13 protein-coding genes and 1 tRNA gene are annotated in these 15,362 nt (G+C 61.5%); 7 read left to right on the forward strand and 7 right to left on the reverse strand.

Annotation, left to right across the window (positions count from 1 at the left end):
* Positions 1 to 2,087: hypothetical protein (locus tag V7D69_RS05200; protein ID WP_333605242.1), on the reverse strand; the 2,087-nt coding region annotated here is incomplete at its 3' end.
* A 202-nt stretch (positions 2,088 to 2,289) separates the two neighbouring features.
* On the opposite strand from V7D69_RS05200, the gene infA reads away from it, so the two are divergent.
* The 5 genes from infA to V7D69_RS05225 all read left to right on the forward strand — a co-directional run bounded on the left by infA (position 2,290) and on the right by V7D69_RS05225 (position 4,442).
* Positions 2,290 to 2,535, forward strand: coding sequence for a translation initiation factor IF-1 (gene infA / locus V7D69_RS05205; protein WP_091145658.1), 246 nt, complete (start codon positions 2,290 to 2,292; stop codon positions 2,533 to 2,535).
* Positions 2,516 to 3,139 carry a Maf family protein gene (locus V7D69_RS05210; protein WP_324063480.1) on the forward strand — a complete coding sequence of 208 codons (624 nt, stop codon included), beginning with the start codon at positions 2,516 to 2,518 and terminating at the stop codon, positions 3,137 to 3,139. The genes infA and V7D69_RS05210 overlap by 20 nt, the downstream gene beginning before the upstream one ends.
* On the forward strand, positions 3,132 to 4,106 hold the full coding sequence (locus V7D69_RS05215; protein WP_333605262.1) for a ribonuclease: 975 nt from the start codon (positions 3,132 to 3,134) through the stop codon (positions 4,104 to 4,106). The genes V7D69_RS05210 and V7D69_RS05215 overlap by 8 nt, the downstream gene beginning before the upstream one ends.
* Positions 4,103 to 4,270: a DNA gyrase inhibitor YacG gene (yacG, locus tag V7D69_RS05220; protein WP_324064362.1), complete on the forward strand. Its 168-nt coding sequence runs from the start codon at positions 4,103 to 4,105 to the stop codon at positions 4,268 to 4,270. Before V7D69_RS05215 ends, yacG begins: the two co-directional genes overlap by 4 nt.
* 96 nt (positions 4,271 to 4,366) lie before the next feature.
* Positions 4,367 to 4,442 (forward strand) — tRNA-Phe (locus V7D69_RS05225).
* A 208-nt stretch (positions 4,443 to 4,650) separates the two neighbouring features.
* Here the strand turns inward: V7D69_RS05225 and V7D69_RS05230 are convergent.
* The 6 genes from V7D69_RS05230 to V7D69_RS05255 form a co-directional block, all read right to left on the reverse strand.
* Positions 4,651 to 4,815, reverse strand: coding sequence for a hypothetical protein (locus V7D69_RS05230; RefSeq protein ID WP_333605243.1), 165 nt, complete (start codon positions 4,813 to 4,815; stop codon positions 4,651 to 4,653).
* A gap of 17 nt (positions 4,816 to 4,832) precedes the next feature.
* A complete protein-coding gene (locus V7D69_RS05235) occupies positions 4,833 to 5,957 on the reverse strand; it encodes a glycerophosphodiester phosphodiesterase (RefSeq protein ID WP_324064363.1) in 1,125 nt (374 codons plus the stop codon).
* A 2-nt stretch (positions 5,958 to 5,959) separates the two neighbouring features.
* Entirely contained in the window at positions 5,960 to 8,470 is a 2,511-nt protein-coding gene (locus V7D69_RS05240; protein ID WP_324064360.1) for a TonB-dependent receptor, read from the reverse strand.
* 358 nt (positions 8,471 to 8,828) lie between these two features.
* On the reverse strand, positions 8,829 to 9,026 hold the full coding sequence (locus tag V7D69_RS05245; protein ID WP_324064359.1) for a hypothetical protein: 198 nt from the start codon (positions 9,024 to 9,026) through the stop codon (positions 8,829 to 8,831).
* 96 nt (positions 9,027 to 9,122) lie between these two features.
* Positions 9,123 to 10,862, reverse strand: a complete 1,740-nt coding sequence (locus tag V7D69_RS05250) for an alkaline phosphatase D family protein (protein ID WP_333605244.1) — start codon at positions 10,860 to 10,862, stop codon at positions 9,123 to 9,125.
* 133 nt (positions 10,863 to 10,995) lie between these two features.
* Complete coding sequence (locus tag V7D69_RS05255; RefSeq protein WP_442947041.1) at positions 10,996 to 13,287, reverse strand: TonB-dependent receptor; 2,292 nt, start codon at positions 13,285 to 13,287, stop codon at positions 10,996 to 10,998.
* A gap of 294 nt (positions 13,288 to 13,581) precedes the next feature.
* Here V7D69_RS05255 and V7D69_RS05260 point away from each other — a divergent pair, with 294 nt between their 5' ends.
* Both V7D69_RS05260 and V7D69_RS05265 read left to right on the forward strand, forming a co-directional pair.
* The gene (locus tag V7D69_RS05260) at positions 13,582 to 13,869 is read left to right on the forward strand and encodes a hypothetical protein (RefSeq protein WP_324063931.1); all 288 of its coding nucleotides are present in this window, start codon (positions 13,582 to 13,584) and stop codon (positions 13,867 to 13,869) included.
* Positions 13,870 to 14,157: 288 nt separating this feature from the next.
* Positions 14,158 to 15,249: an acyltransferase family protein gene (locus tag V7D69_RS05265; RefSeq protein WP_324063930.1), complete on the forward strand. Its 1,092-nt coding sequence runs from the start codon at positions 14,158 to 14,160 to the stop codon at positions 15,247 to 15,249.
* Positions 15,250 to 15,362: the final 113 nt, after the last annotated feature.

A 15,362-nucleotide genomic window follows, 5' to 3' on the forward strand; every position in this document is an offset into this window, starting at 1 on the left:
GCTGTCGGTGTGCAGAGCTGCTGGCGAATTGCCACGAAACGCGAGGAGTCAAAGCTTGGCCGGCCATCCGGTGCGACCACGCCCGGCGCTCCTGGCATCGGCCCCTTGGAACCGACTGCGGATTGCGCGGGCATGGCGCGAACCGGCGCCGCATCGCCTAACGAACCGACGGCGGCCCTGCCTCCGGATCCTGATCCGCCGCCTCCGAGACTGCCGGAAAGGTTCACCCCCCAACGAAGACGCGAACTGGACACTTCATGGAATGTCACCGCTCGGCGATCGACGGCAAGGAGATCTCCAGCCTCGTCACGTAGGACTCGTCCAGGAAATGCGGCCTCGATTGCCGGTGTCAGCAGCGGGAACGCTTCCGTCACGTCTGTCGATCGATTGTGGAAGTATTCGACGACCAGGTTGGATCGGGCGAGAAAAGGCAGCTTCCACGTTGCCGAAAGCTTGATGTCTCGCTGCTTTTCCTTGACCAGATCCGGATTTCCGCCGGTCGTGACCGTCACCAAGGCAGTCGTATCATGAGCGAAATCGTAAACCGGCACGTTGTAATTCAGGATTGTCGGCCCGCCGAGCTGCGCCAGGGTGGGAGCGGACTCGTTCGCGAGATAGCTTGCCTGGAAAGTCAATGTGCTGCTCGGCGACCAGGTAAAACCCGCACTCCAGTTCTTGAGCGTCCCGAAATCCGAAAGGCGATCCGCGCCGCCACTGACGTTGAAGGTCAGAGCGCCGATCGCGCTAAGGAAATCGCCGCTTGTAAGCGGCAAGGCAAGGTCGACGCCGCCCTGCACGTCACCCCGCAGAAGCTTTATAGTGCCAAGCGAATTGCGGGTATCATCGCTGAGTGTCCGATTGAAATCGTAGCCCGCCTTCAGCGTCAAGCTGGCATCGCCGGCGGGCAGGTGGAACGGCTTCCCCGCCAGCGTTGCCAGATTGCTGATCGTCATAGTGCGATTACGGGCGGTATCGACGCCAACGCCAGGTATGAAGGGCAGCGGACCGTCAAGTCGTAGTTCACCAGCCGCTGCGGCGCTCACCATGCTGGCGAGAGCGGGGCTGGAAGATACGGTACGCCGCCGGTCGACACCGGTGTTCGTCTCGACATAGCTGCCGTCGCTCGTGACATTGAGCTGCCACCTCCCCAGCATTTTGCCGTAGCCCAAGCTGGCATCGAACTCATCCGTGATGACCTCGGTTGTCAGGGGATCGGGCAAGGTTCGCCGCCTCGTTTGGTCGTCATAATGGAGCGTCACGGTGTCGAGCCCCGACCAGGATGTGGTCTCGGTATGCGTGTAGCCGCCACTTGCGGTGATGGAGCCGTCAAGCCCGTCCTTGCCCAACCCCTGCGTCATGGTGCCTTCGAGAGTGAATTGATGGTTTGCCGCGGCAAGGCTGCGATAACGGGCGGGATCAGGATCTCCGGCCACTTGGGAGGTCGCCGATTGCTTCTGCAGCACGTCCCGCTCGGCCTCTGTCAGCATGGAGGTTTCGTCCACCTTTGCCGTAACATTGTACCGGCGCGGGCCGGAAACTCTGAACAGGCCGCTCGATAGCTCGTAATTATCATAACCGCCGCGCGTCGGCCGGTTGTATTCGCCAGAACCGGTCACTGAGGCGAACTGATCCTTGAGGATGATGTTCACGACCCGCTGGTTGGGCGGATACCCGAAACGCAACGCGACTTCTTCGGGCAGAACCTCCAACCGCCGGATCGCTTCGGGTGGAATGTTGCGCATCTCTCGAAAATTGGTGATGCGCTGGCCGTTCACCAGGATCACCGGGCGACCGTCCCCACGCCCCCGCCCGCTGGTTGTCTGCGGCGAGATCGCGTCAATCAGTTCCTCGATCGAGTTGACGCCATAAGAGGCGATATCCTCTTCGTCGAAGACTTCGATGGGCTGTTCCGGAACATCGAGCTGCCCGCGAATACGCGGTGCATATACGAGGATTTCATTGCCGTGGACCTCCAGCGGGATATCCTGCTGCCGGCCCTTCCGGTCCGGCGGCGCCACGTCTTCGGCAAAGGCAGAGGTCGGAACGCACAGGCAAGCCGCCAGGCTGAGCAGGGGGAACGAACGCAACCGAGTATCTCCGCTGAGAAATATCCACTTTCCCCATCCCTGCCGTGCTGATGCCGTCCTCCCTTTTCCCGCACAAGTTGGGGCCCGGTAACATTTTGTCGCAACACTATTGCGCCGCCAAACCGCCAAGGCTTCCATTTTTGCCACGCCATAGCTATGTCGCGCCGCTATGACATTTCAGAACAATGGATATTGATCGCCAATGGCGAAAGAAGAACTCCTCGAGATGCGCGGCAAGGTGGTCGAACTCCTGCCTAACGCCATGTTCCGTGTAGAGCTGGAAAACGGCCACGAGATCCTGGGTCATACCGCAGGCAAGATGCGCAAGAACCGTATCCGCGTCCTCGTCGGAGACGAAGTGCTTGTCGAGTTGACGCCTTACGACCTTACCAAGGGACGCATCACTTACCGTTTCATGCCCGGTCGCGGTGGCCCAGGACAGTATTGAGGTCCTGCCGAGGGAGGAATCCACCGGCAATCCCTCACCGCGGCTGATACTCGCCTCGGCCAGCCCGCGTCGTCGGGAACTGCTTTCACGCCTTGGCGTGACCCCGGCCTCGATCGAAGCGGCTGATATCGACGAAAACCCCAGACCGCGCGAATTGCCGCGCGACTATGCCAGGCGCATGGCCAGCGAAAAAGCACTCGCCGTCGCTCCCTGCGACGGGTTCGTGCTCGCCGGCGATACTGTGGTCGCCTGCGGCAGGCGAATCCTGCCCAAGGCGGAAGACCAGGCCACCGCGCGCGCTTGTCTGACCCTGCTCTCCGGCCGGCGCCATCGGGTACTTTCAGCCATTGCGCTGTGGGGCCCCGATGGAAGCTTGCGCGATCGCTTGTCGGAAACGGTGGTACGTTTCAAACCGCTCTCCAGCCAGGAGATCGACGCGTATATCGCCGGCGGAGAATGGGACGGCAAGGCCGGCGGCTATGCTATCCAGGGTAGCGCCGAAGGACTGATCGCCTGGATATCCGGCAGCCATTCGGGCGTGGTTGGGCTTCCGCTTTTCGAAACCCGCGCTCTGCTGAAAGCGGCGGGGTTTGCAATTGCCTGAGTGGCTGGTCGAAGAAGGGATCGGCGAAAGTCGCGCGGTCCTGTTCGATCATGACGAAGCCATCGCCGCCCGCCTCGACTGGCCCGGCCGCCTCGGATCAGGCCAGGTCGCCGACGCCGTACTAGTTTCCCGGCGCGCGGGTTCGCCGCGCGGCACCGTTCGCTTCATCTCAGGCGAAGAAGCGCTGGTGGATGGACTTTCCGCCTCGGCCAGCGAAGGCGCTGCCGTCCGGGTGCAGGTGACTCGCGCCGCGATGGCCGAAACCGGTCGCTACAAACGCGCGCAGACGCGGGCTTGCGACTTGCCACCACGCGCCGCCCCCTCACTGGCGGAGAGCCTGAGCGTGGGCGGCGCCCGTGTTCGTGTGGTACGACGGTTTCCCGACGATATATGGCTGGATCTTATTGCCCAGGCGTGGGACGGCGTCATTCCATTCGATGGCGGCGCCATAGTCGTCACACCCACTCCCGCGATGACGCTGATCGACATCGACGGCCATCTGCCGCCGCGAGCTCTGGCGCTGGCCGCTGTCCCTACAATCGCCAAAGCCATCGGTCAGTTTGATCTGGCCGGCTCGATCGGTGTCGATTTCCCTACGCTTGAGAGCAAGGAGCATCGGCGCGCGGTTGACGAGGCGTTGTCGGAAAGTCTCAGCGCCTGGCCGCATCAGCGTACGGCTATGAACGGCTTCGGTTTCGTCCAGCTCGTGGCCCGACTGGAACGCCCCTCGATCCTCCAGCGTATCCGCAACGATCCGGCTGGTGCTGCAGCGCGTATGTTGCTCCGACAGGCAGAGCGTGTGGACGAACCGGGCCTCCTGCTACTGACGGCGCACCCCGCCATCCGCGCAAGCGTGAGCGCGGCATGGGAAGCCGAACTCGCTCGCCGCATGGGGCGCACTTTACGGTGGCATGAAGATCGCGGACTTGCACTGAACGGCGGATTCGCGCAGGCCATCGCCCCATGACCCGTTCCGAAAGAAAGTGCCCCATCTGCGGCAAGCCGCGCAGCGAGGAACATGCCCCGTTCTGTTCAAAGCGCTGTCGGGACCGTGACCTGCTCCAATGGCTTGACGAAGGTTATGCCCTGCCGGGCCCGCCCAGCTTTTCCGATGATTTAGAGGCGGATTGAAGTTCATCGGGATTAGGGGGTTGCCAAGGCGCGCCCGCTTCGCCATAGGCCCCCCACCAACGCTCGCCTGTCCATATGGATGGTCGCCGAAACAATGCCCGGGTAGCTCAGTTGGTAGAGCACATGACTGAAAATCATGGTGTCGGTGGTTCGATTCCGCCCCCGGGCACCATTACCGCTATCGCGGGATGGTGCATCACCTTTTGCCACATCGCGAAATCGTGTCGTTTGATTTGATGCTGTGAAAGTCGGCGTCGCCGAAATGACGGTTGTAACCATCGGTGTGCTTCCTGGGAGGCACAGAAAGACAATCAGCGTGCGAGGTGGCCCAGGCTGGACTCGGCAACGCCGGCGCGCTCCACGGGCCTTCTGCGCGCGTTCTATGGGGTGGTCAGATAGGCGATCACTTCGGCGACGTCGGCACCGGTCAAATCGTATCGCATGCCAGAAACCGCAAAGCGAGTGTTCGGATCGATCAGCATGTATCCTCCATGATTGTCGATGCCGCCATAACCGCGGACGCGACTTGCGCACGACATAGCCATGAGGGTCAGCCCAGGTCTCAAGCGCGCGCACCGTCCAGCGCCATGCGGCCCAGCCGGGGATCGTCGGTGAAGAACCCATCGATCCCGGCCGCCAGATAGAGACGGATCTCGGCCACGCTGCCACCGGGGTTGCGCGCGCCTCCTCCGGCGCCGTCACGAAAATCGGCGGCAAGGAAGTGGTTCTCGGGACGGAAAGTCCAGGTGCCGACGAGCAACCCTGCGGCGTGAGCATCGCCGATCAAGGCTGTCGGCGCGGTGAGGCGGCCGTCCGGGCCTAGCGGGATCAGGTCTCGACAATAGGGAGCCACAAAGTCCGCATAAGTGGCGATTTCGCGCAGGCCCTCGGGCGTCAGACGCTCTGCCCAGGTTCGCTTGTCGCCTGCCGCCACGCGGTCGGCTGGCGCGGCATCGTTTTCGGTGAGTTGCATCAGCCGCACATTTCGCGTGGCGGAAGACCGGCCATGCAGCCACTTCAGGTTGGCGATCTCGAAGCTCTGCACGATCACCGGCGCGCTTGAAAGATAGCTGTGCGCGCCCAACACGTCGAGGAAGCGCTGCTCCATCGGCAGGCCGATCGAGGCGAAGTAGCTGGAATGCTTAATCTCGGGGATGATCCCTACCACGCGGCCCCGCGCGGCGGCTTCGGCGGCGGCGAAATCGATCATCTCGTCGAAAGAGAGGACTTGGAACATGCCGTCGTAGCGCTGGCTCTCTGGCCGCAGTGAGCCAAGCCTTTCGCGTGCGCGCAAAGTCTTGATCTCGGCAAAAGTGAAATCCTCCGAGAACCACCCGGTCATCGCCACGCCGTCGATGGTCTTGGTCGTCCTGCGGGCGGCGTATTCGGGCCGGGCGGAGACATCGGTGGTTTCGGACAGATTGTTCTCGTGACGGACTATCAGGACGCCATCCTTGGTGGGCACCAGGTCCGGCTCCACGAAGTCCGCCCCGTCGGCGATCGCCAGCGCATAGGAGGCCAGCGTGTGCTCGGGCCGGTGCGCAGGTGCGCCCCGGTGGCCGAACACCAAGGGTTTCGGGCGGGCAGGCGAGGCGCCCCCCACCGCCGTCCCTTCGGCAAGGGCCAACAACGCCGCGGCAGCGGTGCCGGCCAGAGCAGCGCGACGGGTGATCGGCGCCGCCCTCATCGTCACAGGCCGGCCGAGAACGTGACGAACCACTGGCGCGGCGGGATCGGATAGGCCGAGAAGCTGTTCGTCGCAGAGCCCACTGAAATGGCCGACCAGCCGGTCCTGTCGGTCAGGTTGGTAACGTTCAGGCTGATCTCGGCTTTCCTCAAGTGCACCAGATCCTCTGGCAGATGCGCGGCAAGGCGCAGCGAGGCGAGGAAGTAGGACGGTACGCTGGTGTCGTTGGTATACGTCGCGAAGCGCTTGCCAACATAGTCGCCGACAAGCTGCAGCTCGAACGGCTCGACCGAAAGCGTAGCGACCGTCTTGTTCATCCACTTGGGCGATCCGGGCACCTGCTTGCCGCAAGTGGGCACCACGCCGCCTCGCACAGCGAAACCGCCAATGCAGGAACCGGTGGACGCGCCGATGCCGATGGCGGCAGCGGTGTAATCGCTCTGGTAGGTGGAGCTGTTGTAGGACAGCGCGTTGTATAGGGAGAATGTCTGCCCAAAGTGCAGCGTCACGGCGGCATCGACGCCGTCGGTGTGGACAGAGCCTACGTTGACCAAAACAGAGGTGCCGCCAGTGATGCCGCCACCCGCGATGCCGCCAGGGTTAGTGGGGATTCCCAGGAGGCGGTTATTGAAAACGACGTGGTAATAATTGACCTGCGCCTCGATCCCCGAAAGCAGTCCGGGGAAGCTGCGGCGCGTGCGTAAGCCCGCTTCGTAAGTCCAGCTCGTTTCCGGCTTGCCCTGCTGGGCGAAGGCATTGAACGCCGCCTGGCTGCCGGTGAACCAGGGCGAGAGCGAGCCGCCGCCCAGATAGGTCATGTACTGGTGCAGGTTCTTCTGCACGTTGAAATAGACCTGCTCATGCCCGTTGACGTCGTAGGTCGCGCCGACCGAAGGCAGGAACCAACGCGTGGTGTCGATCTTGCCGCTCGGCAAGCCGCCTGCGCCAAGACCCGAAAGCGACCCGGCCCTGGGCTGCACCACAAAGTTGCCCCGCGCCCACTGGCCGCTGGTCTTGACGCCCGCCTCGATCGTCAGGCGATCGGTAGGTTTCCACATGTCTTGCAGGTGGAGCTGCAGTTCGTCCACCTTGGCATTGCCCTGGTACTGGGTGAAAAGCGGGTTGGAGGGGCGGATATAAGGCGTGCTGCCGCCGGGATTATTGATGTCGAACGCGTACCAACGGCGGTACTGGGTAGCGCTGTTGCGCTCGTACCATGCGCCCAGTTCGACCTGGTGCGCGCCAAGGTCTGCATGGATCGTCGAGATCATGCCCCAGCGATCGATCCGGTACTCGGTGGTGCGGGTAATCAGCCCCGAACCGCCAGTGGCAGCGACCAAGGCATTGCCAAGCGCGGCGTTGCCGGCCCCATTGGCGTTGCTCCCGAAATGCGCGTCCGTCGCATAGTTAGGGTCGAGATATGCCTGCGCCACCGTTATCGACTGGCCAAGCGGGCCGGCAACGACGCCGACGCCGTCGTTATGGTGGTAATAAGCCGTGTTCGACCAAGTCAGCTTCGAGGAGAGGTGGGCGTCATAGCGGCCATAAGCGAGATAGTCGGTGCGCTGCGCGTCCGAGTAATAGTTGCGATAGTTGCTGCCGTTCGCTCCTGGCGTGTTACCGAAGGCGTCCATATAGCTGCGGATGCCAGCAAGGTTGGGGTAGAAGTAAGGTCGGGTGTAAGGCGTATATGCCTGCGCCGCGTTGGTGGCGGGGATGCGGAACACGGTCGCATCCTCGTTCGGCTCGATCTTGTCCGAATAGTCGAAGAACAGCGTCAGTTTGCCTGCGCCATCCTCATGCACGAACTTGCCGTTGGCCTGCCAGCCGCCCTGCCTGCCGTTGAAATCCCAGGCGCGGGCGCGCTGGCGCGCGGCCGAGACGTAGAACGCATTGTCGCCTGCGAACTTGCCGCTGTCGAGCCGGACATACGTGCGCGAAGTGCCGTAGGAGCCAATCGTCTGGTTGACCAGCGCCCCCATTTTGGGCGTCGGGTCGGCCGAGAAAGTCTCCACCGTGCCGCCCAGATTGCTGGTCGAAGGCGTGCCAAGATCGCCCGCGCCGGTCGTCACCACCACGCGGCCAACGTTCTCGGAAATCACCGCGCGCTGCGGCGAAAGGCCGTTGTAATTGCCATAGTTCTGGTCGCCCAGCGGTATCCCGTCCATCGTGTAGCCGAGCTGCTGGAAATTGAACCCGTGAATGAAGATTTGCGCGTTCTGCTCATTGTTACCCCAGGGGTCGGCGGTAATGTAGAGCACGCCGGGCAGCGTCTGGATCGCTTTCAGCGGCGAGACACCGGGCAGGATCTTCTGGATTTCCGCCTGCTGGATCGCAGTGGCCGAACGCGTGGTCTTTGCCGTGACGAGAATGGCTTCGGAGCCGCCATCAACAGCGCCTTCGCTGCTCGCGGCAGCGGCCGCAACGTCCTCTGCGTAAGCGGGCATGGTCGAAAGAGTGATGGCTATAGCGGAAAGCGAAAGCGTGGCGCAAAGTGCGCGGCGGAATGACATGATGCCCCCCTGGCGATGAAATATTGCAACTGCGAACGGGCACCTAGGCGTTTGATATTTCAGTGAGACGATGGATCGACGACAGTTCCATGAATCGCACAGGCAAAACCGGCCCCGACGATGCTAGACAGCATGCTCCCTATGCCTTGGGATTTGCAGGATCAGGCGGTCAGCTTGCGCAGAACGAACTGGACAATACAACGCGGAAATTCAGACATGCAGGATTTTCGCGCTGTTTTACGATGACACCCCGACACCATCTTTGTTATCGCGGCGCCTATCGAGAAGCGGTGGAGCATCTTCCATAAAGCGCGGGATAACATGAGGTCCCTTCAGATCGGTTTCAGCGAAGGCAAGGCTATACGTTGCGGCCTGGTGGGCGGCCGTGTTCAGGCGCCGCCTTATCGGCATCGATAACTGCTTTCGATCCAAGCTTCTTGCGCTCGCTTAGGATGCGCGCCTCCTCGTCGCCCATGTCGCCGGTATCGTTACCGCCGGTGGCGGGTAATACACGCTCCATCGAATCGAGGCTGTTTTCGCGGCGGTCCCGGTCCATGGATTTTCTCCGTTCTCACGCCGAGAACGCCGGGTGGGGACTGTCAGTTCTTCGCAAGGCCATGCCAATCCGTAGAAAACCATTACAAATCGTCGATCAGGCCGTAAATTCGACCTGACCATTTCGGCGCGCAAAGGGGACCCGGCGCAATACCGCCGTCCGGTAGAACGGGGAAAGAACAGTATCGACGGCGACGAAGGTAGCCATGCCTTGCTCGCGCCCAAATTCTACGCGGACGTAGCCCTGGTGCATGTTGTCGGTCCAGACAACCTCCGGAATATGCTCGGCATAAGCCCCGTCAAGCGAACGAGCGGTTGCGTCATCGAAGCCGCTGCTCACAAAATCGCCGGGAGAGGAAATGCCCGCCGCGCCGAACTCGATTCCGGCGGAGCGGCCCGCATCGTCAGCCAGCCGGTTAACCCAGAAGCTGTGACTGTCGCCTGAAAGGAATATCAGATCCCCCGCCCCGGCGCGACGCGACAAATCGTAAAGCCGCTCGCGCGCCCAGGGATAGCCGCCCCAGGCATCGGTATAGTCCGGCAGATTGAAGCGGCCCCTCCAAGCCAATGAAACTACCGGATCGGCGGCGAGCTGGACAAGCTCCTCCTTCGACTTGACGGTTGCCAACCGGGAAAAAGGGTCGGGAACCAAGCCCAGCTTCGCAACATCGGGCACTTCGACGCGCGCGATCACCATCGGGCAGCCGATGATCCGCCATGGCTGGCCTTGCTTTACTGAGCGAGACAGCGCCGCTTCCAGGTCTGCCTCGCATTCGGGCGATAGAATGCGCCGGCCGGACGCGCCAAGCACCTCTTTCTTGAAGCGCTCCGCCGATGCGGCGTCCGTGATCGTTTGCGCGTAATCGAGATACTCGATCTGCCGCGCGCGGGCAGTATGGCGGGTTTCCAGCGTATGCAGCGTGGCGAGGTCGCCAAAGCTGTAGCCGCGCCAGAACTGCATCCGCGTGAGGCCCTTGTGCGCCAGCCACTCCGGCTCACGCACGGGCATCCATTCGTAATATGCCTGAATCGAGGCGGCGCGGCGGCTGGGCCAATCGCCCTCGGTTTCGGGATGGTGATTCTGAGCGCCGCCAGTCCAGGGATTGTTGGCGCTCTCGTGGTCGTCCCAGCATGCCAGCAGGGTATGATTGGCGTGCATCGCCTGCGAGCCGGCGTCCGTCTTGTACTGCGCGTGCCGCGTACGGTAATCAGTCAGCGAGACGATGTCGTGCAACGGATCATGCACCCGGCCTATGCGACGGCCGACGTCAGCGCCCCAGCCATCCTTGCCGCCATATTCGTAAATATAGTCGCCTGTGTGCAGCACGAAATCGACGTCAGCATCGCGAGCGATGGCGTCATAGGCGTTGAAATACCCGAAGGCATAGTTGGAGCACGTCATCAGCGCGATCCCGAGACGATCCAGCTTGCCCTGCGGCAGAGTGCGCGCCCGACCCAGCGGCGAGATCACCTTACCCATCCGGAAGCGATAGTAATAAATGCCGCCAGGGATGAGACCTGTCGCCAATACTTTGACCGTCCAGTCGCGGGTGGCGTCAGTGGCGAACGCGCCGGTCTTCACGACTTGCGCGAAATCGGGCGTGGCACTCAGTTCCCACATGCCGTTCGCGGCGGTGTCCGCGCCGCTCACGCGGGTCCACAGAACGACGCTGGTGGCATCGGGATCGCCACTGGCCACACCGTGGCGGAAGGTCGGATTGGCAGGCGTCGCCTGAGCCAGCAACCGCGCCGGAGCCGTCAGGAAGGCAGTGCTCCCGGCTATTCCCGCAAGTATTGCCCGGCGGGATACTCCTGCATGGCGGAACGGATGATGCATGATTTGGGCTCCTGCGGCATGACGAAAGCCTTCTTTGTCACACCGATGTTGCGGTATTTGGAAAAAGAAGACGGGCCGGCATTCGCTGCCGTCCCGTCTTCAGAATGACTCCCGACAGGTCGGAAAGTGTCGATCAGAAGCCGGTCTTGAGCGTCATGAACGCCTGGCGCGGAGCGCCGACCAGCAGCGTCTGGTTGTCACCCGAGTTAGTGAAGCCGTTCGAACCGATGGTGGCGATGTACTGCTTGTCGAACACGTTGTTGACGGTGAACTGCAGCTCGGTCTTCTCATTGAAGTGATAGCCGATGGAAACGTCCGCCAGAAAGCGGCCGGGCACCGACTGGTCGTTGGTATAAGTGAAGTATCGCTTCGACATCCAGTTGAGGCCGATGCGGGCAAAGGCCCCATCATGCTGCCAGTTCACCTCGCCTCGCGCCATGTGCTTGGGACTATCGACCACGGTCTTGCCCTTGATCGGCGCGATGAGTTGGTTGTTACCGTTGAACACGTCGTCACGATAAGTCGAATCTGTATAGGTATACGAGGCGAAGAGGCTGATATCGCTGGTGACCTTGAAGTCGCCCGCTGCTTCCACGCCGATCGAGCGAACCGAACCGACATTCTGCAAAGCGGACGGATTGCCCTGAATGCCCGAGCCTACCGAAACTGCGAGCAGGCGGTTTTTGAAGTTCACCAGGTAGGCGCCGAGCACACCATTGAAGCGCGAGGTGTTGAAGCGCAGGCCCAGTTCGTATGTGTCCGAGGTTTCCGGCTTGAGCTTGTCCTTGATCGCGTTGAACCCGGCCTGGGTCGTGGAGAACGGGCCGCTCGTAACCGCCGCGGGGAAAGCACGGGTTGATTGCGTGAAGCCGGCGAATGCCTCAGCCTGGTCGGAAAGCTCGTAAACCACGCCGACATGCGGCTGGAACCAGTCCCGAGCCCTAATCTTGCCCTGGGGGAAGACGGACTGAACGATGGCCTTGGCCTCGTTGCTGACGTCGAAGCCCTTCCAGCCCAGTTCGGCCTTCAACGCGCCGAGATCGATCTTGTCCGAGACGTAGTACTGCTTGGTGATGGTGGTGAAATCGAACTCCCACTGCGTTGCGAACGGGTTCTTGGGGTAGTCGCGAAACGACAGGCCCGGATCGGTGCGGCTGGCCAGCGCGTAGAAACGACGGGCCTGGTTGAAGTCATTGTGCTCATACCAACCGCCGACGCTGATCGACTGGATGCCGAGCGTAAAGTCGAGCGATCCGAACACGCCGCCGCGATCAATGTCGTATTCGGTCGTGCGCAGGGAAATCGGCACGCCGTTCGGGCTAGGCACATAAGGGGTGGCCCAAAGGCCCCGGCCCTTGTTGTGGTGGTAATAGCCTTTGAGCGAGAACTTGACGTTATCTCCGAGGGGCGTGGTCATGCCCAATGAAGCGAGCGTGTCCTTGCGCAGGCCCGAAGCATCATAATAGGCATCGTCCACGGAGGTATACTTGCCAGGATAAACTTTCCCCGCTGCGGCGTTGGAAATGGGCGCGCCGGTATCGCCACGGTTATTACCGATATCCGCCAGCTGGATGGCCAGTGCATAGTTCGGATGCGTATTGTCGGAACTGTAGCCCAGCCGGCTGAGCATCCCCAGCGACATATCCTGGTAATCCTCTTCGCGGCGATCCGAATAGCTGAACCAGCCGTCGACCTTTGCCTCCCCAATCGGGATCACGACCTTGGCATTAACCAGATGCTGGTCCTGCGTGCCGTCGCCCTTGTACTTATCGGTGGAGCCATAAGCATAAGAGACATAGCCCTTCACGCCGTCCTGCGTGCCCATGTTCAGGCGGACGAAGCCGCGCTTGGTCTCGTCGCTGCCGTAAGTGCCCGCAACGTCAATGCCGAAGCGCCCTTCCGGGTCGGCCGAAAAGGTCTGGACCGTGCCGCCCAGGTTGCTGGTCGATTGCGTGCCAAGCGCGCCGGCGCCCTGCGCGACGCGCACCGACCCGACGTTTTCCGGGCTGACCGCGCGGCTGACATGCAGGCCGTTGTAATTGCCGTAAGACATGTCGCCCAGCGGAATGCCGTCAAACGTGAAGCCGAGCTGGTTCTGGTTGAAGCTGCGGATGGTGACGCGGGTGGACCACTCATAGTTGCCGAAGGCGTCGGCGGACTGGAAGTTCACGCTCGGTAGCTTCTCGATCGCCTTCAGCGGGCTGGTGCCGGGCGCCAGATCCGCGATGTCCTTGCTGGTGATCGACTGCTCCTGATGCGTTTCGCCCCGGCCGTAAACAACGATTGCGTCGCCATCCATGGAAGCGTCGGCGGCGGTCGCATCGTCTGCATGAGCTGCCTCGTCAGCCAAAACGGGTGACGCAGCGGAAATCGCTGCAAGGCAGACGCCCATAAGGCAGTAATGGCGGACAGCGTAAAAGCGCATGATTGATACCCCTGGCATGAATATTGCGCCGCAGCATTGGCCCAGTTTTCTGACTCCCTGCGGTCAGTTTCGGGGCATTTTTCTGTCAGATTGGTAACAGTAAAATGTCAGTCCACAGCCGGTTCGGGGATGGTTCGGCGCGCCATGGAATGACCAACCGGCTGCGCGCCGGAAGGGGAGCAAAGAACTGCAGAGGAACCAGAAATAGATCGAACATCAATTGCGTGAAGGCGTTATGGTCTTCACTCCGACGGCGAGTCGGAACGGTTGGTAGAAAAAGCAAAGGAGAGTGCGATGTCGATTTCAGTCAACTTACGCTCCGTTTTTATGGCAGGCGCTGCCGGATTGCTGGCGATGTCCGTACCGGCCATTGCACAAAGCCAGGATATGTCAGACCAACACCTTCCGATGTGCTCGTCGACCGTTACGGATCATTGCATGCAACGTGAGGGGCATGGCGCCACTCATGCTGCAGCGCGTCATCATGCACGCCACACCACCCATGCCAAAAGGCATCACCATCGTCATCACAAGGCGCACGCGGCGAACAAGCAGGCGGCCGCCGCGCCCGCCAAACATTGAGCGCCTCCCGGAGGAGCGGACATCCCAGTCGGCCTCCTCCGGGATACATGCCCAGCAAATCAAAAGAGCGTCGCGACCGCGCTTGGCCGCGAAGAGACTGCATAAGCTAACCAGGCACAGGGATGCCCGACGAGCAAACCCGAGTTCGCTGACGGCTGCGCATCTGCTCGCCAGAAATGGCGGACGTTGCGGCGAACGCTTCGACCGATTTCCTGAGCGTCACGTCAAAAAGGGATGGAACCGAGGGCAGCCGTGCTGTTGGCAGCAGGTCGCAATCGGGAAAGAAACTTGTTCGCGACGAAGATCGAAAGAAAAGAGTCGCAGAAGGTATTTCGCTACGACGCGATTTCCATCGCGCGAGTGATCTGCATTCTCGGCGTCGTGTATGTTCATGCCTGGACGGGTCTTACCGGGCCTGAACTGGAATCGGCGCATGGGACAGCCCAGGAAAGCCTGCGTTGGTTCCTGATGGAAACGTTCGGACGAAGTGCGGTGCCTTTGCTCGGGCTGATCTCCGGCTGGCTGGTGGCGGGCTCGGAACGCACGCGCCATTGGCAACGCCACATCGCCCGAAAAGCGCGGACGATCCTCCTGCCCATGGTCCTGTGGAACATGTTGGCATTGCTGCTTGTGTGCGGATCGGCATGGCTCTTCGGCCTTCCGGCTCCCACGCCGCAGTCGGCTCGGTGGGTGGTCGAGGAAATCTTCATCCTCACCCGCAACCCGGACGTCAACGTACAAATGCCGTTTCTGCGCGATCTGTTTCTCTGCATGATGATCGCGCCGATGCTGGTGCGAATGCCCGGCTGGGGACTGACGGTCCTGATACTATTCGCCGCGACGTGCCAGGTGCTTGGCGTGGGGCCACCGATCATGATGCGACCTGCCATCCTCATGTTCTTCACGCTGGGAATTGTCGCGCGCCGCTGCCAAGCGGCTGAGCGCGTGGCGGCGTGGCCATTGCCGGTTACGCTGGCGCCTTTCATCTTGCTTATGCCGCTGCAATTCTGGCTGGCGACACAATCGGATATCGCCCGCACCAGCCTCTGGATCTCATTGCTGGATATCCTGGTCCGCCTGGCCGCCGCTCTTTTTTTCTGGCGGATCTCATGGGAACTGGCGCGACGCCGGGCGGGCGATCTGCTGTTGAAGATCGAACCTTTCGCGTTTTTCCTCTTCTGTTCCCACCTCATTCTGATCTGGTTGGGTGGCCCCGTGCTGGGCGCGATGTTCGGCAAGCTCGGCTCACCGGGCTATCCCGTTTATCTGCTAACGCAGCCGCTGCTTGTGCTGGCCTGCGTTGTAGTATTGGGGGCATTGATGCGCCGATCCACACCGGGAATGGCCCTCATATTGAGCGGAGGCCGGCTTAAGCCGTAACATTCGTTGCGAGACGCAGTTGAATTTGCGGCTGAAACGAGTGTCGCAGCGGCAATTCGCGGTTGCGGCGAATCCGGCTTCTTGGCTAAGATGAGCGCCAAGTCAGCAGAAAA

The sequence above is a fragment of the Novosphingobium sp. genome (genome assembly GCF_036733805.1).
Lineage (GTDB): Bacteria > Pseudomonadota > Alphaproteobacteria > Sphingomonadales > Sphingomonadaceae > Novosphingobium.

Bases quoted from the DNA above. Each gene is read 5' to 3' on its own strand.
- infA (WP_091145658.1), top strand. From the start codon at position 2,290: ATGGCGAAAGAAGAACTCCTCGAGATGCGCGGCAAGGTGGTCGAACTC.
- yacG (WP_324064362.1), top strand. From the start codon at position 4,103: ATGACCCGTTCCGAAAGAAAGTGCCCCATCTGCGGCAAGCCGCGCAGC.
- V7D69_RS05230 (WP_333605243.1), bottom strand. From the start codon at position 4,815: ATGGCTATGTCGTGCGCAAGTCGCGTCCGCGGTTATGGCGGCATCGAC.
- V7D69_RS05235 (WP_324064363.1), bottom strand. From the start codon at position 5,957: ATGAGGGCGGCGCCGATCACCCGTCGCGCTGCTCTGGCCGGCACCGCT.
- V7D69_RS05240 (WP_324064360.1), bottom strand. From the start codon at position 8,470: ATGTCATTCCGCCGCGCACTTTGCGCCACGCTTTCGCTTTCCGCTATA.
- V7D69_RS05245 (WP_324064359.1), bottom strand. From the start codon at position 9,026: ATGGACCGGGACCGCCGCGAAAACAGCCTCGATTCGATGGAGCGTGTA.
- V7D69_RS05250 (WP_333605244.1), bottom strand. From the start codon at position 10,862: ATGCATCATCCGTTCCGCCATGCAGGAGTATCCCGCCGGGCAATACTT.
- V7D69_RS05255 (WP_442947041.1), bottom strand. From the start codon at position 13,287: ATGCGCTTTTACGCTGTCCGCCATTACTGCCTTATGGGCGTCTGCCTT.
- V7D69_RS05260 (WP_324063931.1), top strand. From the start codon at position 13,582: ATGTCGATTTCAGTCAACTTACGCTCCGTTTTTATGGCAGGCGCTGCC.